Genomic DNA, 22,221 nt, shown 5'->3' with positions numbered 1-22,221 from the left:
GTCAGGCCTCTCCCTCTTCGGCCAGGCGGAGCCTTTCGCTCAGGATTTCGAGCATCTCCTTGGCTGCGGCCGGAATGACCGTTCCGGGGCCGTAGATGGCCGAGGCGCCGTGGGAGAGGAGAAATTCGTAGTCCTGGGCGGGAATGACGCCGCCGACGATGATCATGATGTCGCCGCGGCCCCGCTTCTCGAGCTCTTCGACGAGCTGGGGGAGGAGGGTCTTGTGTCCGGCGGCGAGGGAGCTCATGCCGACGATGTGGACGTCGTTGTCGACGGCGTCCTGAGCCGTCTCCTCGGGCGTCTGGAAGAGGGGCCCGACGTCGACGTCGAAGCCCATATCGGCGTAGGCCGTGGCGACCACCTTGGCCCCTCTGTCGTGGCCGTCCTGGCCCATCTTGGCCACCATGATGCGGGGGCGGCGGCCTTCTCGTTTCTCGAAGTCGTCCGTCATCCGCCGCACCTCTTCGATGATCTCCTCGTCGGCGAACTCGCTGCTGTAGACGCCCGATATGGAGCGGATGATGGCCTTGTGGCGGCCGCAGACCTTTTCGACGGCGTCGGAGATCTCGCCCAGGCTGGCCCTGGAGCGGGCGGCCTCGACGGCCAGTTCGAGCAGATTGCCCTCGCCCGTCTCGACGGAGCGGGTGATGGCCTCCAGGCTGAGGCGGACCCGGTCGTTGTCCCGGTTGACCCGCAGCTTGGCCAGGCGGTCGATCTGGGCCTGACGGACGGCCGAGTTGTCCACCTCGAGGATCTCCAGGGGGTCCTCCTTTTCCAGGCGGTAGGCGTTGAGGCCCAGGATCTTCTCGCTTCCCGAGTCGATGCGGGCCTGGCGGCGCGCCGAGGCCTCTTCGATGCGCATCTTGGGCAGTCCCGTGTCGATGGCCTTCGACATGCCGCCCAGCTCCTCCACTTCCTGGATGTGGGCCCAGGAACTGCGGATGAGGGCGTCGGTGAGGGCCTCGACGTAGTAAGAGCCGCCCCAGGGATCGATGACCTTGCAGACGCTCGTCTCGTCCTGGATGTAGAGCTGGGTGTTGCGGGCGATCCGGGCCGAGAAGTCCGTCGGCAGGGCGATGGCCTCGTCGAGGGCGTTGGTGTGAAGCGACTGGGTGTGTCCCAGGGCGGCGGCCATGGCCTCGATGCAGGTCCGGGCCACGTTGTTGAAGGGGTCCTGGGCGGTCAGGCTCCATCCCGAAGTCTGGGAATGGGTCCTCAGGGCCATGGACTTGGCCTTCCTGGGGTTGAACTGCTTGACGATCTTGGCCCAGAGCATGCGGGCGGCCCGCATCTTGGCCACTTCCATGAAGTAGTTCTTCCCGATGGCCCAGAAGAAGGACAGGCGCGGCGCGAAATCATCGATGGCCAGCCCCGCCGCCTGGCCCGTGCGGATGTACTCCAGGCCGTCGGCCAGCGTGTAGCCCAGCTCGATATCGGCCGTGGCGCCCGCTTCCTGCATGTGGTAGCCCGAGATGCTGATGCTGTTGAACTTGGGCATGTTCCGCGACGTGTAGGCGAAGATGTCGCCGATGATCCGCATCGACGCCGCGGGGGGGTAGATGTAGGTGTTGCGGACCATGAACTCCTTGAGGATGTCGTTCTGGATCGTCCCCGAGAGGACCGCTTTGTCGACGCCCTGTTCCTCGGCGGCGACGATGTAGAAGGCCAGGACGGGAAGGACGGCGCCGTTCATCGTCATCGAGACCGACATCTGTCCCAGGGGGATGCCGGAGAAGAGGATCTCCATGTCGAGGATCGAGTCGACGGCGACGCCGGCCTTGCCCACGTCGCCGACGACGCGGGGGTGGTCCGAGTCGTAGCCCCTGTGGGTGGCCAGGTCGAAGGCGATGGAGAGTCCCTTCTGCCCCGCCGCCAGGTTGCGACGGTAGAAGGCGTTGCTCTCCTCGGCCGTGGAGAATCCGGCGTACTGACGGACCGTCCAGGGGCGGGTGACGTACATGGTGGGGTAGGGGCCCCGCAGGAAGGGGGGGAGCCCCGCCATGTAGGGGAGATGGGTCATCCCCTCGTAGTCCGATTCCGTGTAGAGGGGGGCCACGTCGATCTGTTCCATCGTTCTGTGAAAGAGGGCGTCGAAGGGTTTCCCCGTCTCCCTCTCGATCCGGGCCCGCCAGGCCTCGAGAGAATCGGGAGCCTTGGGGGAGGGCGAAAAGGCCATGCGGCTGAAATCGGGTTTGGCCTGCATCAGAGGAGCCCCCTCGCTTTCTGGATGTCGGTGAGAATCTTGAGGCAATCGGCCCGGACGTGGATGAAGTCGTCGACGCCCGCCTCGACGTAGGCCTCCTTGTGCTCCGGGGCCGGGGCTCCGGCGAGAAGGACGATGGCCTCGGGCCGAGCCTCCTTGATGGCCCGGGCCAGAGGGGGGACGATGTCGGGATAGGTCTCGTCGGTGGAGCAGATGATCGTCACGTCCGCTCCCGACTCGACGGCGGCCCTGGCCGCCTCCTCCGTATCGGCGAAGCCGTCGTTGCGCAGAACTTCGAAACGGGCCACCTCCATGAATCCGGTGCTGAAATCGGCCCGCGCCTTGTGCTGGGGTATGGGCCCCATGTTGGCCAGGAAGACGCGGATCGGCCGTCCCTCGGCGGCGGCCTCCTCCGTGCGTCTGCGGAGCGCCTCGAAGGGTTCCGTCCAGCGCCGGGGGGTCAGGGGCTCGACGGCGACGGTTCCCTCGAAGCCGTCGTCGAGGCGCTTGCGCACCTCGCCCAGGGTCGCTCCGGCGAAAAAGGCCTCGGCCAGGGTCTCCATGAAGGCCAGGGGCTCACCCGGCGTGGGAGGGATGGCCTCGAGGCTTCTGCGGCAGTGCTCCGCGTCGATGTCGGCCCTGAAGGCCTCGACGGCCTCGCGGCGCCTGGCGGCGATGGCCGCCATGTCCCGTTCCTCGGTCAGGGGTTTTTCCGTCACGTTGGCGTACATGTTGGTCCCCACGGCCCGATCGGCCCTGTTGGCCAGCTTCTTCCACCGCTGCTTCAGGGTGGCGCCGATCTTCTTCTGGACCGCGCCCTCCTGGAGGGCACGGAAAAGACCGCCCCGCTCCTCGATCTCCTGCATCTCCTTCCAGGCTTTGCGGGCCACCTGGTCCGTCAGAGTCTCGATGTACCAGGAGCCGCCGCCGGGATCGACGGGCTGGAGAAGATCGAATTCGTTCTGGAGCATGATCTGGATGTTGCGGGCGATGCGGCGCGACTGCTCGCTGCCGGAGCGGATGGCCTCGTCGAAGCGGGCCACTTCCATGGCGTCGACGCCGCCGACGACGCCGGAAAAGGCCTGAGAGGTGGCGCGGAGGATGTTGACGTAGGGATCGTAGACGGTCTGGGTGAAGCGGGAGGTCCGGGCCGACAGGTCGATCCGGCAGGCCTTCTCGTCGCCGCCGAAGGCCTCCATGATGTGCGACCAGACCTGGCGCATGGCCCGGATCTTGGCGATCTCCATGAAGAAATTGGCGCCGAGGGAAAGGGATACGGTCATGGCCGAGGCGATGGATTCGAGAGAGAATCCGCGGATCTCCATGGCCCGGACGTAGGCGATGGCCGTCGCGGCGACGCAGGCGATCTCCTCCGTGGCCGAGGCGCCTCCGTCGTGGTAGACGTCGCCGCCAATGAGGATCGTCTTCACCTTGGGCGCCCTGGCGGCCGTCCAGTGAAGGGAAAGGGCCATCTCGTCGTAGAGCTCGTCGAGAGGACAGGGCAGGCTGCCGTCCCGGGCCAGAGTCCCCAGCGGATCGGCTCCGACGGAGCCGCTGTAGTCGCTCAGCGCCTTTTGCCGTCCCTGGGCCCGGGCCTGGGCGGCGATGAGGGCCAGAAGGGGGACGACGGAAAAACCGCCGTCGATGCGAAGCGGCCGCGACGTCAGGTCCAGACCGTCGAAGGCCCCGTCGAGATCGGCCAGGGTGGAGAGGGAGAGTCCCGTAAGACCCCTCTTCCCGTCCCAATCCTCGCCCCGTCGGGTGGCCTCGTCGAGGGAGAAGTGAAGGACGGAACTGCCCTTCTCCAGCTCCCGTCTGATGACGGCGTTGGCCTCTTCGGGAAGGGGCTCGTCGCAGCCCTGGGCGACGGCCCATGGCTCGGCCAGATAGCCCGAGGGACGGGTGCCGCGCAGAAAGGGTCTCTCTCCCGGCCTTCCCTCCAGAGGCAGCCCCTTGATGTGGTCCGCCGTATAGAGAGGTTCCAGGGTTATCTCCTCGTAGGTCGGCGTCAGCAGGCGTTTCTCGAAGGGGGCTCCCTTGAGAGCCGCCTCGGCCTCGGCCTTCCATCCCTCGTACGTGGGGGGAGGAAATTCGTCGAAGGAAAGGGCCGGTTTTTTCCGTTGGTCTTCCTGAACGGCGCTGTCCATGTTCCCATCCTCTCTTCTCCTTGGAAATGGGGGCGCAAAAAAGACTGCCCCTGACAACGGGGCAGTCTTATCGTCGCAACGGAAAGAGGAAAACGGCCGGTTCCTTCCTCTCCCCCGGCAACGTCCGCCCGCGCAGACTCGGCCTAGCTCTGCCGCAGACCGGTCTCCTGACTTCCCTTCGTCCTACTCCCGCGCCTTCCCGAAAGAGATCGGTGGCTTCCGCGGTTTCGTCGAGGTTACAGTGGCGGGGCCGTTCCGGATTCGCACCGGATTCCCGAACGTCTGCGACCTATGGGGGGCCTTGAAAGGTCCCTTGTCGCTGCATCATACCCACCACGGCCGGAACCTGTCAAGGAAAAGCCGTGAAGATTGATCGTAAAAAGCGCAAAATTCGAAAAATTACACCATTCTTTCCCCCTGGAAGTTGATGGCGGGACCTGTCCGGTGCGCAGGGGCGATGTTAGGCCTCCCTGGCGAGGAACGCCGTCATGCAGTGGAGGGCGCCGAACCCTTTCCGCAGCTCCGAGATGTCGACGTGGATGACCTCGACGCCGCGCTTTTCCAGAGCTTTCGTGGTTTCGGGGTTCCCCGCCGACATGAGCATGACTCCGGGCTCCAGAGCGACCATGTTGATGGCACTTCCCGTCTTCACTTCCTCGATGGAGGGAGCCTCGATGATTTCGAAGCCTCGGTCCATCAGGGGCTTCACGACATCGTAGGGAGACTGCCAGGGGAAGATGAGGATTTTTTTCCGATCCACAGGAGTCATCAGTCCGTCCAGGTGGGCGTGTCCCCAGGAAATCTGGTAGTGAATGAAGTTCTTGACCCCCATGGGTCGCAACACTTCCTCCACTTGTCGGACTCCCTCCGCGTTTGCCCGGACTCCCGTGCCGAGAAGAATCGTCTCGCGATCGATCCACATGGCGCAGGCGCCCTCGAAAACCCCCGTCCCGGAAATCGTCCGGACGATCGGACAGCCGATCTTGCCGAGTGCCGCGGCGACGGCCCGCTCCTCCCCCCGTCGGAAAGGAGTCGACTGACGGCAGAGAATCGCCCCTTCCGGAGTGCCCAGGACGTTGTCTCTCATGAAAAGGGCATTGGGACGATCTTCCCGCTGATCTTCGACGTAGAAGACCTCGACGCCGTGATCCCGGTAGATCTGGGCCATGGCGTCGTGCTGGTCCCGTGCCTTCTCGACGTCCATAAGGGCCTTCCATCGGCAATCGGCGGGATCGGTCACCCTTTCGATCTCCCTGCCGGGCCTTCGCAGCAGAACGGCCCGCAGCTTTTCCACTTCAGAGGAGACGCTCCATTTCCTCCCCCATACGTGGATCAGATTCTCCTCGAAAGAGGAGGTGTCGGTGAACCATTTTTCGCCGTAATCGTTGCAGGCCTTCTTGACGGCCTTTTCCATCGTCGCGTTTACCGTGGTCATTTCACTGCCTCCCTACCATGATGAAAATAAATGAATTACATCTCCTTGAAGCCTTTTTGAAAACTTGCGTTCGTCGTCAGCATCTTTCGAGTCGAAAGGATATGGGTTTTCATGATTTCTCGGGCATCCTCCGGGGCTCTGCTGAAGATCGCACGAATCAGTTCTTTGTGCTCTCGGTGGCTTCTGGATTTATCTGGATCTCTAAGAAGGGGTTTCCTCTCGTTGCTGACGTAGAAAGTGTCGAAAAAGAAAACATATAATTCCGATCTCCAGAAAAGGGGCTTGATAGCTCCTGCCAAGTAGGGGTTGTCGGAAAGATTTGCGATACCGAAATGAATTTGTTGGTTAATTTCATATAGATTTTTGTCCCCTGTGTAGTAGCTTTCTCGTTCTTTTTCTATCAACTGTTCAAATTCTTCTTTTCTTTCGTCCGAAGCGTTAATGGCGGCCTCATGGGCGGCATGAGACTCCATGAGCAGACGTAAGTTGAAGAGTTTTTCAAGGTCTTTCCTGGAAATCTTAGGCACACGGCAGCTTCTATTGAATGGATTTTCAAGAAATCCATCCGTAGTGAGCCTGCGTAGCGCACTCCGAATGGGAGTCCGGCTCATTCCCAAGTCTTCAGCCAATTGCGCTTCCACGAGAGAAGAACCTGGAGGATATTTTTGCTCAAGAATCAATCGAATAATTGCCTTATAGGCTTTATCCTCAGCAGATTTGACTTCCAAGCCCTATACCTCGCTTCCTGGTTTTGGGAAGTGCCTATCAAAATGTCGAAGCGGAATGTTTAAAATAATACATCATGCTTGTTTGATTATCTGTAGGGGGTTATGGTGATTTACTTGTTTTCCATGTATTCGTATATTTCTTGTCCAGTCGCAATCCACACATTGTTTTTTTGAGTGATATAGTTTAATGTATCTTCAAGTATGCGTATGCGTCCGGGATTTCCTATGGTTTGAGGCTCCAGTTGTAGCACGTAGCACAATCCATATTCGTAAAATCCTTCAAATTCATCAATCCAGTTAGATAGTACTCCTGAGTAATTGGCTAAACGCCCCTGTCCTATTGGAAATGCGGGTCTGTAATTGAAAGCGAAATAAGGAAAGTCATACAAAGACCAGTGAATTGGAATTTCCAGCATCTTCATTTCGCTTCCGATGTCGAGGTAGTAGGGTCTATCATCGTCTGATAAATTGCTCGAATATTTCATTCCATATTTATGTGCTATGCGTAGAGTCTCTTTGCTGAGCTCTCCAACGGGAGCTCGGAATCCCAGGGGGGTCATGTTGCATATTTTTTTAATGGCATTAACGCCTCTGCTGATGTCGTTTTCTTGGCAGATCGGATCTTCTATGCCTAGATTAATATAATCATATCCACTGCACGCAATTTCATGATTCCTGTTGAGTACGTCTTGCATCTCAAGGGGGTAGAGCTCTGCAACTTTCCCTGGAACAAAAAAAGTAGCTTTAATGTTTTTTTGACCCAAGGTGTCGAGAACTCTTTTTAATCCATTAGTCATTCCATATTGTCCCATTGATAATGTTTTTGGTTTGTCGTAGCATGTTTGATCAAGTTGTAGCCAGAATAACTCTGCGCTCAGGTTTATTGTTATAGATACAGCGCATTTGGACTTATTTGGCCAATTTATGCTTTTTCTATACATGGCGTCTGTCCTTTTGCGAAGAATCAATATTTCTGTACCAATCTGCGATCTCCTTGCCGGTTCCTACAAAAACTTCATTCATTTTGGAAATTTTTCTGAGCAAGTGGTCGAGAATCATTATTTTTCCAGGAGTTCCCGATACCTGTGGATGCATCATATATGAAATGCAAAGCCCATATTTATATGCTCCTTCAAATTCCCATAGAAAATTATCGAGCACATTTTTGTATATGGAAATTCTATCGATTCCACATGGCTCTGCCGGGTATAAGTTATATGCCATGGCAACATAGTCATCAAGTTCCCATTTGGTTGGAATTTCGATAAAATTAGTTTTTTTTCCATCTATTATTGTTCTGTAGGGCTTATCGTCTCCTCTCATGGAGCTAGAATATTTAAATCCTCTTTCATATAGTAATTTGGGAGTTTCAATAGACCAATCCCCAGAAGGGGTTCTAAACCCTTCAGCTTCATGTCCTATTAACTTTTTGAATATCGCTTGACTTTTTTCAATGATTTCTATCTGTTCTTCTACGGTTTTTCCCGCAAATCTTTCGTGAGCGTAGCCGTGATGGCCGATTTCATGTCCCGCATTGGCTATTGTCTTGACGGCCTCTGGATATCGTTCCGCTGTCAGGCCCGGTATATAGAAAGTGCCTTTCACGCCGTATTTATCCAGTAGATCCAGTATATTGTAAACGCCTCGTTTGGGGCCATACTGACCTACGGAAAGTGATTTAATGTATTGATCGCCATAGGGCAATCCCTTGTTCCCGTTTTCCCATGTGGTGTCGCCATCCAGATCGAAGGAGAACATGACGGCGCATTTCTTGCCATCCGGCCAGAGGAGTTTTTCCATCTCAGTCCTCCATGCGTATGTTGCTTGCGTTCGTGAATTTGGGATAATTGCTTTCGCTGTGAGTCATGGCTGTTCTGACGCACAGCTCCGCGTAGGCTGCGGCAAGGAGTGCCGGGTTGAATATGTTGATATTTAATTTATTTTTTATTTCCTCGCTGTACATGGCCATGCCGAGGCAGCCGAGAATGATGCCGTCCGCTCCTTCCGCTATCGCTTCTTTGCACGTCTTGGTCAGATAGAGCAGGGCCGCGTCCGGGCGCGTTCGCAACTCCCCGATGGGGATGTCCAGAGATTTTACGGTTTTTAATTTTTCTCTGGCAATGGCGTTCTTCATCAGCCGCCTGTAGGTCCTAGGCACGTTTCGCTTTTCCGTCGTTATCACCGTGAAGCGATTGCACAGCATTCCCGCGGCCGAGAGTGTCGTTTCAAAGGGACCTATGACGGGAACGGAAACGTTTTCTCTGATGGCATCCAGGCCTATATCGCTGAAGCAGTAGGTCACAATCGCGTTGTATCCTGCTTTTTCCGCCAGTATGGCCTCTTTGACCATTTCCGAAGCGGCAAAGGCTTCGTCGGTATAACAATCCAATTCATCCGGACCGTGCTTGATGCAATCCACGGAGACTTCCACGTCAGGTGCGAGTACTTTTTTGAGCATTATTTCCCTTTTGTTTAAAGTGTCCCTATCCATGGCCTTGTCAGGCATGATGCACTTGATTTTCATTTTGGCTAATCTTTCTTTCCGTTCCATACTTCTGTCTCGATCCCGATGTCCGAGGATAGGAAACGACTTCCATCGGAATTCAAATAGTTGTCATAGGCTTTAATTATTATTTTTCTGCCTACAATCATGGTGGGTATGTTTATTAGAATGAGAATGACGTTGATCAAGTCGGATACGTACCATAAATTATCCAATTGGAGACCGGCCAGAACGGTAAGAACGCCTAAGGGGACAAATACCAGCGCTCCGATCGACCTCATCGCTTTCATGAAACTTTCTTTTTGGGATATTTTGTTTGCCGCAATTTCTGTGAAAACAAGGTCGCCGAGCAGCGTGGTGAATGCGAAGAGGCCGAATGCCACTGATGCGAATACGACGATGACGCTGTCAAGCGTCGTCCCTGGGACCAGCTCTTTGATGGAGGTCAGGTAGGTCGCTATTTTGTCGACCTTCAGATCGGACCAGTTGCTGTTTGTCGTCCACAGCTGACCTGCCGTCAGAATGAATCCGGTAAGGGAGCAGATGATAATCGTGTCGAAAAAGACGCCCAAGGCCTGGACAAAGCCCTGTTCACAGGGGTGATTCGCGTCGGCGATCGATGAGGCTTGAGTCACGGTTCCCATTCCTGCTTCATTGGATAAAAGCCCTCTTTTCAGCCCTTGCGATAGGGCTATCCCGAAAGCTCCTCCGAAAATGGCATCAGGAGAAAAGGCCCCTTTGAATACTGAAAAGAAAAACAGAGGCACCTTGTTGAGATTCATCAGAATCAGCGCCAGGACGACCAGTACGTACAGCATCGCCATGATCGGAACGACTTTATCTGTAACTTTGGTTACGCGCCTCACGCCGCCGAAGGTGATGATTGCCAGAGAGATTACGATGAACAGGGCGATGGAATAATATTCGATGCCCGTAGTCGATAGGGCCTTATCGGAGAATTCTTTCACGATAGAGCTTGCTGCGGTGAACACATGAAAGGTATGGACGGGAATGCTGAGCATGTTGTAGATGAGATAGATGACGCACATGCCTACGCCGATGAACCTTTTGTCTCCCCAGATTTTCTGGATGTAGAAGGTGAATCCTCCCACATATTCGTTGCCCTTCTGTTCTTTGTATATCTGTGCCAGCGTCGCCTCTCCGAAAGCCGTCGACATGCCCAGGAAGGCCGCGAGCCACATCCAGAAAATGGCACCTGGACCGCCCAACGTGACGGCGCCGGTGACTCCCACGATATTGCCCGCGCCGACCCGCATCCCCAGGCTCAGCAGGAAGGCGGAAAGGGCCGACGTGCCGATGCCGCTTCGCTGCCGGCTCATCAGCTGTCTGTAGCTGTTCTTGAACTGAGTGATCTGTACGAATTTGAGGCCGATAGTGAAATAGATGCCTCCGCCCAACAGCAGGATGAAGGCCACGGAAAACTTTCCGACGATGGGAATGCTCGAATACCAATCGTAGTTCGTCGGAAAGTCCCATAGAAAATCTGCGACGGGAACCACGCTGGCAAACAAGACATTTATGAAGTCGAACAAAGAGCTCATTGTCGGTTCCTCCTGTCTACGGCCATGGGGGGCATTGCCCGGTCACCCGAGTTGCTCTGTCACGAGTTTGAGTGTCATGCCGGTGCCCTGGTCAACTGCTGTTCATTCGGTGACCTCCTCGCTCCTTTTGAAGGTCCTGCCGGTTGCTTCGCGATTTTAAATTGAATTTTACTTTAAATTTCATCGCGTCTGCGATCCGGATGGCTTCCCGCTCGCGGTCAGGAGGGCTCTGGCTCCCGGGAGGGGGCCGTGTCTCCGGCCGAGGGGGGCAGGAAGAACCTCACCGCGACAGATGGCGGTAGCCCGCTCTTTTCGTCCGACGGAAATTTATTTTTTTAGACCTATTCTGTTTGTTTTTTTAATCAAATTGGATCCCAAAATATATCCTAAAATATATCCCAAATCCTACAGCCCTCCATTTCGATTGTCAAGAAAAATATGGATGTTGCATATGAGTGCGATCGGAAGCCCCGTCCCTCTGCAGACGCGGGGGCCCGTCGGAAAAGGATGAAGGCCCTCGGAACGATCCCGTTCCGAGGGCCTTCATCCTTGCGATCTGCGAGTCCGGTCTTTTTTTGAGGGAGGGCCGAAAAAGGAGGCCCCTTTTCCCGTGAGGTGGCTCCTAGTCGAGCCGCCATCGGAGGGGGCATTTCCCTGAGGGGCCGGTCCGTTTCCGTCGGGTCCCCCCCCTCTTGGCGCTCGATCTTCAGCGCCGTTCGTCCCTCAGCACCTCCAGAAAGGCCGCTCCGTACTGGCGGAGTTTGGCCTGGCCCACGCCGGAGATCTGAAGGAGCTCCTCTTCCGTGCGGGGGTGGTCGGCGCACATCTGGCGCAGGGTGGCGTCGGAGAAGATGACGAAGGCCGGGACGCCCTGGCTGTCGGCGAGGCCCTTGCGGATGGCCCGGAGACGGTCGAAGAGGGCTCCGTCGGCCGCCGGTTCCGCCGTCGCCGTCGGCGCCCGCCTCGTGCGCTCGGGGACCTTCATGAAGAGCTTTTCGCCGCGGAAGAGGACGGCTCGGGCTTTTTCCGTCGTCCCGACGACGGGGGAAAGGTCGTCGCTGACGGTCAGGTAGCCCCGGCAGAGGAGGTCGTCGATTTTTTCCTTCAGCGAGGCCTCGCTCTCGTCGGCCATGATGCCGTAGGTGGAGAGCTCGTCGAGGCCGAATTCGCGCACCTTGGCCTTTTTCGATCCCCTGAGGGTGTCGATGAGGAGCTTGACGCCGAAACGTCCCTTCATGCGCAGGACGCAGGAGAGGATCTTCTGGGCCTCGACGGTGACGTCGACTTCCCTGAAGGTCTGGAGGCAGTTGGAGCAGTTGTCGCAGCGGTCGGGAGACTCCTCTCCGAAGTAGCGGAGGATTCGAGCCCGGAGGCAGTCGCGGCTGCGGCAGTAGAGGGTCATCTGGCGGAGGCGGCGCCGCTCCGTCTCGCGGAAAAGGCGCGACGCCTCGTCGTCGCCCGAGGCCTCTTCCCCCTTTTCGATGAGGAACTGGTTGGTGACGACGTCGCGCCCGCCGTAGAAGAGGACGCATTCGGCGCGGGATCCGTCCCTTCCGGCCCGGCCCGCCTCCTGGTAGTAGCTCTCGATGTTTTTGGGCATGTTGTAGTGGACGACGAAGGCCACGTTGGACTTGTCGATGCCCATGCCGAAGGCGTTGGTGGCCACCATGACCGTCGCCTCGTCCTTCTGGAAGCGCTCCTGGTTCTCGCGGCGCTCCTCCTGGTCGAGGCCCCCGTGGTAGCGGACGGCCTCGTGGCCCGCCGCGCGGAGGCTTTCGCAGACCTCCTCGACGGTTTTGCGCGTCAGGCAGTAGACGATGCCGCTTTTGCCCCTTCTCTCGGCGAGAAAGCCCTTCAGCTCCGCCTCCTTGTTCGCGGGGGAGCGGACCTCGAAGGTCAGGTTGGGCCTGTCGAAGCCTGTCGTCGTCACGAGGGGGTTGCGCAGACAGAGGAGGGCCGTCACGTCGTCGCGGACCTGGGGCGTGGCCGTGGCCGTGAAGGCGCCTAGGACGGGGCGGCCGGAGAGCCCCTCGATGAAGGGGGCGATGTCGAGATAGCCGGGGCGGAAGTCCTGGCCCCACTGGGAGACGCAGTGGGCCTCGTCGACGGCGACGAAGGGGGGAGGGCAGGAGCGGACCAGGGAGAGGAATCCCGACGTCAGGAGCCGTTCGGGCGCGACGTAGAGAATCTTGTAGGTCCCCTTCCGGGCCCTGTCCACGACGGTCTCCATCTGGGAAGGCGTGAGGGCGCTGTTGAGGTAGGCGGCCTCGACTCCGGCCTGTCTGAGGGCGCTGACCTGGTCCTTCATGAGAGAGATCAGCGGGGAGATGACGAGGGAGAGGCCGTCGAAGAGGAGGGCCGGGATCTGGAAGCAGAGAGACTTGCCCGCCCCTGTGGGCATGACGGCCAGCGTGTCGCGCCGGGCCAGGAGGGCGTCGATGATCGCCTCCTGACCCGGCCGAAAATGGGTGAAACCGAAGATTTCCCGCAGCAAGGCCTTTTTATCCGTCACCGGATTCCTTCTTCCCTTCGAGGTTCTCGTTGTGCCGGGCAATCGCGGGCCTGTAGCCCCTTCGTGCCCGTTTCCGCCATTCGTGGGAGGGTCTTCGTTCCGCGCCTTTCCTCCGCGCTGACTCCGGCGCGAAAGGGGAACGGAGGCCCGGCCGGATCGGGGTGCGTGCCGCCCCCTGTCCGGTTTGCGCCGCGGAACGAGGGGCTTTTTCGCGCCACCCTGAAGTGTAACATTTCTTTTTTCGGCGACGAAGGGCTCGTCTCCGTCGATCCAATGGCTCCGGTGAGGCCGATCACGGCGTACCATAAGTTTGGAACCCTTTTTTACGCGAAAAGGCATTTTGGGCGCAATCCTTGGCGCGGGAGGTGAATTCCGGTGCCGTCATGAGGTATACTTGTCAGGCCAGTTCTATCCACTTCCATGAGGGGGGCAAGGGCATGACGGTCTACCGCATCAAGAGCAAGAGTCGTTCCTGGGACGGGGAGCCCATCGGCATTCTCATTCTGGACGCGGCCTATCCCTGCGTTCCGGGCAACGTGGGGAACGCGACGACGTTCCCCTTCCCCGTGCGCTACAAGGAGATCCGGGGCTCGTCCATCGAGAGGCTGCTCAACGAGCGCGATCCCGAACTGCTCAAGCCCTTCATCGAAGGCGCCAAGGAGCTCGAGGCCGAGGGCGTCCGGGCCATCACGGGGGCCTGCGGCTTCATGGCCCTCTTCCAGCGCCAGGTCGCCGAGGCCGTCGAGGTGCCCGTCTTTCTCTCCAGTCTCCTTCAGGTTCCCTTCATCTACCGGACCCTGACGTCGAAGCAGAAGGTGGGCGTCATCACGGCCAGCGCCCGGTGCCTCACCGACGAGCACTATGCCAACGTGGGGATCACGAAGGAGATGCCCCTCGTCGTCTGCGGCATGGAGGATCAGGAGGAGTTCCGCACCTCCGTCCTCGAGGAGAAGGGGACGATGGATTCGGACCTCGTCGAGAGGGAGGTCGTCTCCGTCGCCGAGAGGATGGTGGCCGACAATCCCGAGGTGGGAGCCATCGTCCTCGAGTGCAGCGACCTGCCCCCCTACGCCCACGCCGTGCACAAGGCGACGGGACGGCCCGTCTTCGACTTCATCACCATGATCAAATACGTTCACTCGGCCCTGACGCCCAGGCCCTACGAGGGATATATGTAGCTTTCCTTCGGGGAGGGGGGAAACGCGAAGAGAGGGGCCGCCGTGAAAGGCGGCCCCTGCCGCATGAGGGGAGAACGAGGGACAGATGGGTGATCAAAACTGAGCGATCAGGACTCCTCTTGTTCCTGCTGGGCCAGCATTCCCATGGCGGAAAGGGTCGCGATGCCGTTGTCCGTCGTCTTGGACTGAATGTCCGCCTCCGACAGGGCCTGGAGGAGCTTGTCGGCGGCGGTCTGAACGGTCGTTCCGCACTTGCCGCAGACGGAGGCGTTGGCCGCCAGAGTGGCTCCGCAGTTGGAGCAGGTGCTCGTCGAGCCGTCGGCAATCTCTCCCGTGCCCGCCGAGGCCTGGGTGCCGCCCGTTTTTGCGGTCTGAGACGTGCCGCTCGAGGCCGAGGCGGAGGCGCCCGCAGCTTCCTGTTCTTCCGTCGTGGCGGCGGTTGTCGCCGTCGTCGTCTTTTCCGAAGACGCGTTGATCCTCAGCGTGTACTGTGCCGAGCTGTCGCTTGAAAGTCCGCGAATGTCCATGGAGGATTCACCTCCTTTCGATTTTATCCGTTAAGGACGTCGTCGACCTTGGCCGCGAGAGTCGCGAAAAGGCTCTCCATGGAGGCGTTCTCCTCGTTCGACGGAGGCTGGCCGTTCGAGGGGCCGTAGATGCCGTTGGCCGAGACGGTGAAGCCGCCCTGCTCCTGGGGCGCCTTGGGCTGGAGGGCCGAAAGATCTCCCGTCTCCGCCACGGTGTCCAGCGAGTCGGCGAGCTCGTTGAGCTTGTCGGCACTCATCCCGGAGGACGAAGCGGCCTCCTCGCGGACGTCTGCGGCCAGGTCGGTCACCGTCGTCGTGAAGGCCTCGGGGTCGGTCTCCTTCAGATCCTTGAGCTTGCTCATGAGATCGGCGAACGAGGAGATGCCCACCTCGTCCGTCGTTCCCGTCGTCGATTGCGTCTCGCTGCCGCTCGTCGTGGCCGTCGTCTTCTGGGTCTGCATGACGTCGGTGGTGTTCAGCGTAGCCATTTCGGAAATGCGCACGTTCTCTGCCCCCTTCCACATTTCGTCCCTCTTGCCGTTCCCCCTTCGCGCTCATGCGGGCTCCTTCTTCGGCGTGCCTGACGGCCTTCGCTGTCGAGAGGCTCCATTTAGCTTGTCGGCAGAGAGCGGCTTCGATAGTGTCAAGATGAAGGGTGATCGAGTCAAGAAGGGTAAAGAAAGGCAAAGAAAGGTAAAACATATGGTGGCGCGGTCTCTTTCGCCCTTTCCTCATCGGGCGGGGAGGGAGAAGAGGGGGGAGGGCCGGGAAGGCCCTCCCCCCTCTTCTAGGATCGGACGGGCACCTCAGTCTCTGAAGAGGGGAAGCCTGTCGAGATAGACCAGATCGCCGTCGAATCCGCCCTCTTCGAGGAGGACGGCGGCGCGGAGGACGACGCGGCAGCCGACGCGTTCCAGAAGTTTTTCCAAAGAGAGGAGCGAGCCGCCGGTGGAGACGACGTCGTCGACGACGGCGACCTTTTTGCCGCAGAGCTTCCGGGCATCGACGCCGTCGAGGACGACGGTCTGGACGCCTGCCGTCGTGATGGACCGGACCTCCTCCACCTGAGGATTTTCCATGTAGCTTTTGACGGACTTGCGGGCCACGACGTAGTTCAGCCCCAGGCGGCGGGCCACGGCGTGGGTCAGGGGAATGCCCTTGGCCTCGGGGCAGACGAGAAGGTCCAGCCCCTGACGGGGAAACCGTTCGGCCAGGGCCTCGGCGCAGGCCTCGATGAGCTCCGTGTCGCCGAGCATGACGAAGGAGGCGATGGACAGATCGGGCGCCACGCGGACTTTGGGCAAAGACCGGACGAGGCCGCAGAGATGGAGCTCGTAGACGTCGCTCATCGACCTACACCCCCAGGACGAGCTTCAGGCCCAGACCGGCCAGAAGACCGAAGAAGGGGTTCCACCGGGCCGAGGCGAAGACGGTGGCGCCGATGACCATGCCCCAGGGGCCGAAGCCGAAGGGGCCGGCGAAGGCCGGGACGGAGGCGATGGCTCCCTGGATGTTGGTGATGAAGGTGACGAAGACGCCCAGGATGAGCAGGAACCCGGCGATGGAGGAGCGGTGGACGTAGCGGCCGATGACGGGCAGCAGCTTCAGGAGGAGCACCAAAGCCATGATGGCCATCATGAAGACCGAGGAACGGATCGGGTTGGGGGCCGTCGCCGTGCCGGAGATGATGGCCTCGACGGGGCTGCCCCCGAAAAAGGACGATCCCATGTCGGCCAGGCTGGAGTAGACGGCCAGGTGGTCGATGTTGGTCTCGGAGCCGGCCAGACTGCCCGTGATCTTGCCGAAGGAGATGTTGGCGCCGATGTTGAGGCAGGCCAGGGCCAGGGCGCCCAGGAAGATGCGGGGATGGCGCCAGAAGCGCCACTCGATGTTGCCGAGGCGGAACGTCTCCCTGGAGGGGTCGACGAGGCTCTCCTCGTGGTCAACCTGGCCCGTTTTCTTCAGGAAGAGAAAGACTCCCGTCGAGACGAGGACGGAAAGGATGATCGTCTGGGCCAGGTCCTTCGTCAGGAGCCAGACGGCCAGGGCGGCGACGATGGAGGCGCCTCCCGACCGAGGCTCGGACTTGCAGAGCTCGACGGCCACGTTGGCCAGCATGAGGCCCACCCCGGCCATCATGGAGCTGACGATGGCCGGACCGATGAAGGCGACGATAGCCTCGTTGAGACCGAGCAAGGAGGGGATGAGGAGGAAGAGGGCTCCCCAGAAGACGAGGCTCAGCCTCTCCCTGACGGTCTGACCCATCGTTCCGGCCAAAGTGATGGTCTCGGCCTGGAAGGAGATGGTGGCCACGGACTGGTAGGTCAGAGAGCCCGCGATGCCGATGGCGAAGGCGACGGCCGTCGGAAGGGCGGCGAAGCCGAAGGAGAGGGCCAGAAGGCCCTGGGGGATGCCGTTGACGACAACGGCCAGTGCGGCGAGCAGATCGGTGAGCATAGAGGGATCCCCTTTCGGTGTGATGCTGACTTTTTATGCTATATGGGGGAAAAAGTCAACACCGACAAGGTTTGCGCCGGATCTCTCCGGCGCAAACCTCTGAGAGGGCCCCTAGTCGCGGCCTGCCGATGTGAGGCGCAGGGCGGCCGCTTCGACGGCGAAGAGGAGGGCCGTCAGGGGGAAGATCGTCGTCTGGCCCAAGGCCGTTCCGACCCAGCCCAGAAGGGGAGGCATGAGAAAATAGCCCACGCCCCAGAGCAGGTAGAAGAGGCCCGAGGCCGAGCCCCGGAGAGAAAGGGGGAGGGCCTCCTGGAGGCGTGCCAGAGCGGAGACGCAGAACATGCCCAGGCCGAAGGCGGCCAGGGCGAGAAAGGCCAGTGCCCCCGTCCCTCCGAAGGCGGGAAAGAGGGCCAGTCCCGCCGTCACGAGGATCAGGCCCGCGAGGAGGGTGACGTCCCGCCCTCTTCTGTCGGAGATCTTTCCGGCGACGATCTGGGAGAGACTGACGGCGACGTAGAAAAGGGTGAAGAAAAGGGAGACCCTTTCCTGGCCGGAGGCGCCCTGGCCGAGGAGGGCGGCGGGGATGACCGTCAGAAAGGTGCCGTATCCTCCGCCGTAGAGGATGATGCCGGCCTGAAGGGCGGGACGGCGGAGGCTCCTGAGGGCCCGGAAGAGGTCACTCCAGCTCCCGCTCTCCGCCGATCCGCCCCGGGCCGAGAGGGGGTCCCTGACGAGCAGGGCCGCGATCAGGGCCGCCGCGAGGCTCAGGGCCGCATAGAGCAGAAAGGCCTCCCGGCCGTCGCCGGAGAGGGCCAGGGTGAGGCTGAGGAGGCTTCCCGCCGTCAGGCCCAGGTGCATCGAGGCGTTGTAGATCCCGATGGCCCCTCCCTTGGACAGGGGGAAAAGCAGGGAGAGGAGGGCCGGGGCGAGGGCCCATGTCGGAATCTCGCCGAAGCCCTGGAGCAGGCGTCCGGCCAGAAGGCCCCAGGCCCCGGCGGCCCTGAAGAAAAGCAGGCCCGCCAGGCCCGAAAGAAGGTAGCCGGCGACGATGAAGGCCTTGCAGCCGTGGCGGTCGGCCAGATGGCCCAGCGGCAGCTGGAAGAGCACGAAAGGCACGGCGAAGACCGAGGCGAGATAGCCGACGAAGCGGATCGAACCGGAAAGTTCCATCATCCGTCCCGGCAGGAAGGCGACGATCAGCCCCACTCCCGCCATCTGGATGAAGACGGCCGCAGAGAGCGCCCATGACGACGTTCGGACTCCCATGACGTTTCACTCCTTCTACTGTCCACGAAAGACCTGCACGGCGGCTTTTCGCCGTCGGCGCAGGCAGCGCTTTCCGGGTGCGGCCTCGGTTTCAGAGGTCTTCCGGAGGCGGTGGGCAGCGGAAGAAACGGGCCATGGAGTCTCCTTTCTGCGTCCTGTAGGGATGGAGGAGCTTGATCCACTATAGTTCCCCGGGGGCGAAAAGTCAGCCCAGGAAGGCGATGAAACCCTGGATGACGAAGGCGTTGACGATATCGATGAAAAAGGCTCCCACGATGGGGACGACGAAAAAGGCCCGGGGTGCCGGTCCGTAGTGGGAGCAGAGGGCCTCCATATTGGCCACGGTGTTGGGCGTGGCGCCCATGCCGAAGCCGCAGTGTCCGCCTGCCATGACGGCCGCCTCGTAGTCTTTCCCCATGAGGGGGAAGGTGAGATAGGTGGCGTAGAGGGCCACGAGAGCCGTCTGTCCCAGAAGGATGGCCGCCATGGGGCCGGCGAGCTCCATGAGCTGCCAGAGCTTGAGCGACATGAGGGCCATGGTCAGGAAGAGGGAGAGGGAGACGGAGCCGATGTAGTCGACGCACTTGAAGTGGATCGGGAAGGCCCGGCTGAAATCGGCCACGTTGCGGATGACGATTCCGATGAAAAGGGCGCAGAGGTAGGTGGGGAGCTTGACGCCCAGGGCCGAAAGCTGCTCGAAGGCCAGAGAGCCCAGATACATGGCCAGGGAAATCTGGAGGATCGTCACCAGGACGTCGTTGACGGACAGGGGGTGAGAGGCCGGGGCCAGGCCCTGGATATCGGCGACGGCGTCGCCGCCCAGTCCGTCGCCGACGTCGTCGGGGTGGAGGTCGTATTTGCGGATCAGGCGACGGGCCACGGGGCCGCCGATGACCGAACCGGCCACGAGGCCGAAGGTGGCCGAGGCCATGGCCAGTTCCATGGCGCCGACGAGGCCGTAATCGGCGGTGAAGGTCTGGGCGAAGGTGGCGCCCGTCCCGTGGCCTCCCGACATGGTCACCGAACCGGCCAGCAGGCCCAGGAGAGGATGAAGCCCCGTGGCCTTGGAGAGGGCGAGGGCCACGACGTTCTGAAGGAAGACCAGTCCCGAGGCGAGGAGGAGAAAGAGAAAGACCTGGGGGCCGCCCTTCTTGAGAAGCTTCAGGCTCGCTCCCAGTCCGACGGTGGTGAAAAAGGCGATCATGAGGGGATCTTTGAGGGTCATGTCGAAGTCGAAATCGATCCGTCCCAGCAGGGCCCAGCGAAGAAGGGCGAAAAGGACGCCTCCGATGACGGGGGCCGGGATGTTGAATTCGCCCAGGAAGGCGATGCGCCGACGGTCCCGTCCCGAAGGGCCAGAAGGCCCTCGCCCATGCCCAGATAGACGGAGTGGACCGCGTCGGATCGAAGGCCCGAGGCCTCCAGAATCTGCCGGGCCGTGACGAGGACGCCCGAACCTTTGCGTCCCAGGGCGACGCGCCTGCCGGCCAGGTCGGAAAGGGACCGGACGGGCGATCCGGCCGGGACGAGGAGGCGGGCCACTTCGGGGTAGAGGGGCATGACGGCCCTCAGGTAGGTCTGGGGCCGCTCGTAGTAGAGATCGCGCCCCTCGTAGGCCATGACGGCGAGACTGTCCGTCAGGGCGAACTGGTTGAGCCCCTTCTCCAGATTGTCGATGTTCTCCGCCGTGCCGCCCGTGGGCTGAACGGCGAGGCGGACGCCGGGGACCTTGTCGTTGACGGCCTCGGCGATGATCCCCGCCAGCTGGTAATAGGTGCCGCCCATGCTGCTGCTGCCCATGATGTAGACGGGCTGAAAGGCCGAAGCCGTCCCGACGGGGAGCCCGCACAGAAGCAGAAGCAGGGCGAAAAGAGCGGTGATGCGCAAATCAAGCCACCTCCTCCGAATGATGGCGGAAGACGACCGGGCCATCCCGTTGAGGGCGCTTTTCGGACATCTCCGACAGTTCGATATTGTAGCATCTCTCTTTTTGGGCCTGCCCCGACGGGGCAGGCCGACGGCGGAGGGCCCGAAGAAAGGAAGCGGAAGGGGGAAAGGTCACTTGAAGAAGATTTAATCCTCGAAAAGATGACACCGAAGCATCTTGGTCAGCTCTGATCAGCGCCCTTTGTCGAGAGGGACGGACTTTTGCGAAAGTGCGTCCCCGCCCTCGGCAGGATCTCTCCGGCGAAAAGCGGGGCCGCCGGCGGCCTTCCGAGGGCCCCTTTCCCGAGGTCGGCTCCCCGAAGGGCGGTCGCGCCGATAAAATGAACCATGGACCCCACTCCAGGTTTATCGCTTTTTCGGGGGCCATTGCGCCATTGACGCAGAGTGCCCTACAGGTCAGACAATCGAACAAAGGAAAAAGAATCATTCATGGAGGTGAGAGGATGCGCGTCATGAAGGAAGCCCGGCCTCTGGAGACGGAAGAGGCCCGCGAGCTCTACGGCACGGTGGCGAAGATCGTCGACGATGTCAGGGTCAGAGGAGACGAGGCCCTCCTCGAATACGGCAGGCGTTTCGACGGCTCCACGCGGACGGCCCTGCGCGTCACGGCCGAGGAAGTCGGGCGGGCCCGGTCCGAGGTGGACGCCGATCTGCTCCAGGCCCTTGAAAAGGCCGCCGAGAACATCCGCAGCTTCGCCCTCAGGCAGAGAGAGACCCTGACCGACCTGCCCGAGAGGGAAAACGGTCCCGGCGTCTTCCTGGGACAGAGGGTCCTTCCCGTCGACTCCTGCTGCTGCTACGTCCCCGGAGGTTCCTACCCCCTCGTCTCGACGGCCCTGATGCTGGCCATTCCCGCCGCCGTCGCCGGCGTGCCCCGCCGCTGCGCCGCCTCGCCCGTGATGAAAGGCACGGACCGGATCCATCCGGCCGTTCTCTGTGCCCTGGACCTGGCCGGGGTGACGGAGATCTACGCCGTCGGCGGGGCTCAGGCCGTGGCCGCCTTCGCCTGGGGGACGGAGAGCATTTCCCCCGTCAACCTCATCGTCGGTCCCGGCAACCGCTACGTGACGGAGGCCAAAAGGCAGTGCTACGGCCGCGTCGGCATCGACTTCATCGCCGGTCCCAGCGAGGTTCTGATCCTCGCCGACGACAGGGCCGACCCGACGCGGCTGGCGGCCGATCTCCTGGCCCAGGCCGAACACGACGTGAACGCCCGATCGGTCCTCGTGACCACCTCGGAGCGCCTCGGCAAAGAAGTCGAAGAGGAGGTCGAAAGGCAGCTGGCGGGCCTCTCCACGTCGGCCGTGGCCCGTCTTTCCTGGGAGAACAACGGCGAGATCCTCCTCGTCGACTCGCCGGAAGAGGCCTGCCGCATCGCCAACGAAAGGGCTCCGGAACACCTGGAGCTGGATCTGGCCGAGGCGGAAGCGTGGGTCGCCGGGCTGCGGAATTACGGCTCTCTCTTCATCGGCGAGTGGGCGGCCGAAGTCTTCGGGGACTACCTGTCGGGGACGAACCACACCCTGCCGACGATGGGCGCGGCCCGCTACACGGGCGGTCTCTGGGTCGGGACCTTTCTTCGCGTCACCACCTTCCAGCGCATGACGGCCGAAGGGGCCTCCCGTCTGGCCCCCCTCGCAAGCCGCATCGCCAGGGAAGAGGGGCTGATGGGCCACGCCGCCGCGGCCGAGGCGCGGAAGCTTCTCCGGTGAGGGTCCCCGGGCCCGCCGGGGAGGAGCTCAGACGGGCCCGGGGA

Annotated in this window: 18 protein-coding genes and 1 riboswitch; of the genes, 2 read left to right on the top strand and 16 right to left on the bottom strand. The window is 60.8% G+C overall.

Going from position 1 to position 22,221, the window contains the following annotated elements; translation table 11 throughout:
* Position 1: 1 nt before the first annotated feature.
* The 9 genes from scpA to recQ form a co-directional block, all read right to left on the bottom strand.
* Positions 2 to 2,203 (bottom strand): methylmalonyl-CoA mutase, encoded by a 2,202-nt coding sequence (scpA, locus tag KAR29_RS10980; protein ID WP_274373033.1) that lies wholly within the window; start codon positions 2,201 to 2,203, stop codon positions 2 to 4.
* Positions 2,203 to 4,350: a methylmalonyl-CoA mutase family protein gene (locus tag KAR29_RS10975; RefSeq protein ID WP_274373032.1), complete on the bottom strand. Its 2,148-nt coding sequence runs from the start codon at positions 4,348 to 4,350 to the stop codon at positions 2,203 to 2,205. The genes scpA and KAR29_RS10975 overlap by 1 nt, the downstream gene beginning before the upstream one ends.
* A 140-nt stretch (positions 4,351 to 4,490) precedes the next feature.
* A riboswitch (cobalamin riboswitch) is annotated at positions 4,491 to 4,658 on the bottom strand.
* A 152-nt stretch (positions 4,659 to 4,810) separates the two neighbouring features.
* Complete coding sequence (locus KAR29_RS10970) at positions 4,811 to 5,785, bottom strand: dimethylarginine dimethylaminohydrolase family protein (protein ID WP_274373031.1); 975 nt, start codon at positions 5,783 to 5,785, stop codon at positions 4,811 to 4,813.
* A gap of 35 nt (positions 5,786 to 5,820) precedes the next feature.
* Positions 5,821 to 6,513 (bottom strand): GntR family transcriptional regulator, encoded by a 693-nt coding sequence (locus tag KAR29_RS10965; protein WP_274373030.1) that lies wholly within the window; start codon positions 6,511 to 6,513, stop codon positions 5,821 to 5,823.
* A 110-nt stretch (positions 6,514 to 6,623) separates the two neighbouring features.
* Positions 6,624 to 7,454, bottom strand: coding sequence for a polysaccharide deacetylase family protein (locus KAR29_RS10960; RefSeq protein ID WP_274373029.1), 831 nt, complete (start codon positions 7,452 to 7,454; stop codon positions 6,624 to 6,626).
* Entirely contained in the window at positions 7,447 to 8,313 is an 867-nt protein-coding gene (locus tag KAR29_RS10955) for a polysaccharide deacetylase family protein (RefSeq protein WP_274373028.1), read from the bottom strand. Before KAR29_RS10955 ends, KAR29_RS10960 begins: the two co-directional genes overlap by 8 nt.
* A gap of 1 nt (position 8,314) precedes the next feature.
* Entirely contained in the window at positions 8,315 to 9,064 is a 750-nt protein-coding gene (locus tag KAR29_RS10950; RefSeq protein ID WP_274373027.1) for an aspartate/glutamate racemase family protein, read from the bottom strand.
* The gene (locus tag KAR29_RS10945; RefSeq protein WP_274373026.1) at positions 9,043 to 10,578 is read right to left on the bottom strand and encodes an alanine/glycine:cation symporter family protein; all 1,536 of its coding nucleotides are present in this window, start codon (positions 10,576 to 10,578) and stop codon (positions 9,043 to 9,045) included. Before KAR29_RS10945 ends, KAR29_RS10950 begins: the two co-directional genes overlap by 22 nt.
* Positions 10,579 to 11,284: 706 nt before the next feature.
* Entirely contained in the window at positions 11,285 to 13,090 is a 1,806-nt protein-coding gene (recQ, locus tag KAR29_RS10940) for a DNA helicase RecQ (protein ID WP_274373025.1), read from the bottom strand.
* Between the two features lie 437 nt (positions 13,091 to 13,527).
* Between recQ and KAR29_RS10935 the strand changes: the two genes are divergently transcribed.
* Positions 13,528 to 14,268, top strand: a complete 741-nt coding sequence (locus KAR29_RS10935) for an aspartate/glutamate racemase family protein (protein WP_274373024.1) — start codon at positions 13,528 to 13,530, stop codon at positions 14,266 to 14,268.
* 107 nt (positions 14,269 to 14,375) lie between these two features.
* Here the strand turns inward: KAR29_RS10935 and KAR29_RS10930 are convergent, their stop codons facing one another.
* The 7 genes from KAR29_RS10930 to KAR29_RS10900 all read right to left on the bottom strand — a co-directional run bounded on the left by KAR29_RS10930 (position 14,376) and on the right by KAR29_RS10900 (position 20,405).
* Entirely contained in the window at positions 14,376 to 14,795 is a 420-nt protein-coding gene (locus KAR29_RS10930; protein ID WP_274373023.1) for a zinc ribbon domain-containing protein, read from the bottom strand.
* A gap of 23 nt (positions 14,796 to 14,818) precedes the next feature.
* The gene (locus KAR29_RS10925; protein WP_274373022.1) at positions 14,819 to 15,298 is read right to left on the bottom strand and encodes a hypothetical protein; all 480 of its coding nucleotides are present in this window, start codon (positions 15,296 to 15,298) and stop codon (positions 14,819 to 14,821) included.
* Positions 15,299 to 15,601: 303 nt separating this feature from the next.
* The gene (locus KAR29_RS10920; RefSeq protein ID WP_274373021.1) at positions 15,602 to 16,144 is read right to left on the bottom strand and encodes a phosphoribosyltransferase family protein; all 543 of its coding nucleotides are present in this window, start codon (positions 16,142 to 16,144) and stop codon (positions 15,602 to 15,604) included.
* Positions 16,145 to 16,148: 4 nt separating this feature from the next.
* The gene (locus tag KAR29_RS10915) at positions 16,149 to 17,252 is read right to left on the bottom strand and encodes an NCS2 family permease (protein WP_274373020.1); all 1,104 of its coding nucleotides are present in this window, start codon (positions 17,250 to 17,252) and stop codon (positions 16,149 to 16,151) included.
* Between the two features lie 111 nt (positions 17,253 to 17,363).
* Entirely contained in the window at positions 17,364 to 18,518 is a 1,155-nt protein-coding gene (locus KAR29_RS10910; RefSeq protein ID WP_274373019.1) for an MFS transporter, read from the bottom strand.
* A 205-nt stretch (positions 18,519 to 18,723) separates the two neighbouring features.
* Positions 18,724 to 19,809, bottom strand: coding sequence for a sodium/glutamate symporter (gene gltS, locus KAR29_RS10905; RefSeq protein WP_274374975.1), 1,086 nt, complete (start codon positions 19,807 to 19,809; stop codon positions 18,724 to 18,726).
* Positions 19,740 to 20,405, bottom strand: a complete 666-nt coding sequence (locus KAR29_RS10900) for a TAXI family TRAP transporter solute-binding subunit (protein ID WP_274373018.1) — start codon at positions 20,403 to 20,405, stop codon at positions 19,740 to 19,742. The genes gltS and KAR29_RS10900 overlap by 70 nt, the downstream gene beginning before the upstream one ends.
* Before the next feature lie 503 nt (positions 20,406 to 20,908).
* Between KAR29_RS10900 and hisD the strand changes: the two genes are divergently transcribed.
* The gene (hisD, locus tag KAR29_RS10895; RefSeq protein WP_274373017.1) at positions 20,909 to 22,177 is read left to right on the top strand and encodes a histidinol dehydrogenase; all 1,269 of its coding nucleotides are present in this window, start codon (positions 20,909 to 20,911) and stop codon (positions 22,175 to 22,177) included.
* Positions 22,178 to 22,221: the final 44 nt, after the last annotated feature.

This window comes from Aminithiophilus ramosus (assembly GCF_018069705.1).
Taxonomy (GTDB): domain Bacteria; phylum Synergistota; class Synergistia; order Synergistales; family Aminithiophilaceae; genus Aminithiophilus; species Aminithiophilus ramosus.
Note: the sequence above shows the minus strand (reverse complement) of the source record. Positions and strands in the feature narration are given on the sequence as shown.

Bases quoted from the DNA above. Each gene is read 5' to 3' on its own strand.
- scpA (WP_274373033.1), bottom strand. From the start codon at position 2,203: ATGCAGGCCAAACCCGATTTCAGCCGCATGGCCTTTTCGCCCTCCCCC.
- KAR29_RS10975 (WP_274373032.1), bottom strand. From the start codon at position 4,350: ATGGACAGCGCCGTTCAGGAAGACCAACGGAAAAAACCGGCCCTTTCC.
- KAR29_RS10970 (WP_274373031.1), bottom strand. From the start codon at position 5,785: ATGACCACGGTAAACGCGACGATGGAAAAGGCCGTCAAGAAGGCCTGC.
- KAR29_RS10960 (WP_274373029.1), bottom strand. From the start codon at position 7,454: ATGTATAGAAAAAGCATAAATTGGCCAAATAAGTCCAAATGCGCTGTA.
- KAR29_RS10955 (WP_274373028.1), bottom strand. From the start codon at position 8,313: ATGGAAAAACTCCTCTGGCCGGATGGCAAGAAATGCGCCGTCATGTTC.
- KAR29_RS10950 (WP_274373027.1), bottom strand. From the start codon at position 9,064: ATGGAACGGAAAGAAAGATTAGCCAAAATGAAAATCAAGTGCATCATG.
- KAR29_RS10945 (WP_274373026.1), bottom strand. From the start codon at position 10,578: ATGAGCTCTTTGTTCGACTTCATAAATGTCTTGTTTGCCAGCGTGGTT.
- KAR29_RS10935 (WP_274373024.1), top strand. From the start codon at position 13,528: ATGACGGTCTACCGCATCAAGAGCAAGAGTCGTTCCTGGGACGGGGAG.
- KAR29_RS10930 (WP_274373023.1), bottom strand. From the start codon at position 14,795: ATGGACATTCGCGGACTTTCAAGCGACAGCTCGGCACAGTACACGCTG.
- KAR29_RS10920 (WP_274373021.1), bottom strand. From the start codon at position 16,144: ATGAGCGACGTCTACGAGCTCCATCTCTGCGGCCTCGTCCGGTCTTTG.
- KAR29_RS10915 (WP_274373020.1), bottom strand. From the start codon at position 17,252: ATGCTCACCGATCTGCTCGCCGCACTGGCCGTTGTCGTCAACGGCATC.
- KAR29_RS10910 (WP_274373019.1), bottom strand. From the start codon at position 18,518: ATGGGAGTCCGAACGTCGTCATGGGCGCTCTCTGCGGCCGTCTTCATC.
- hisD (WP_274373017.1), top strand. From the start codon at position 20,909: ATGCGCGTCATGAAGGAAGCCCGGCCTCTGGAGACGGAAGAGGCCCGC.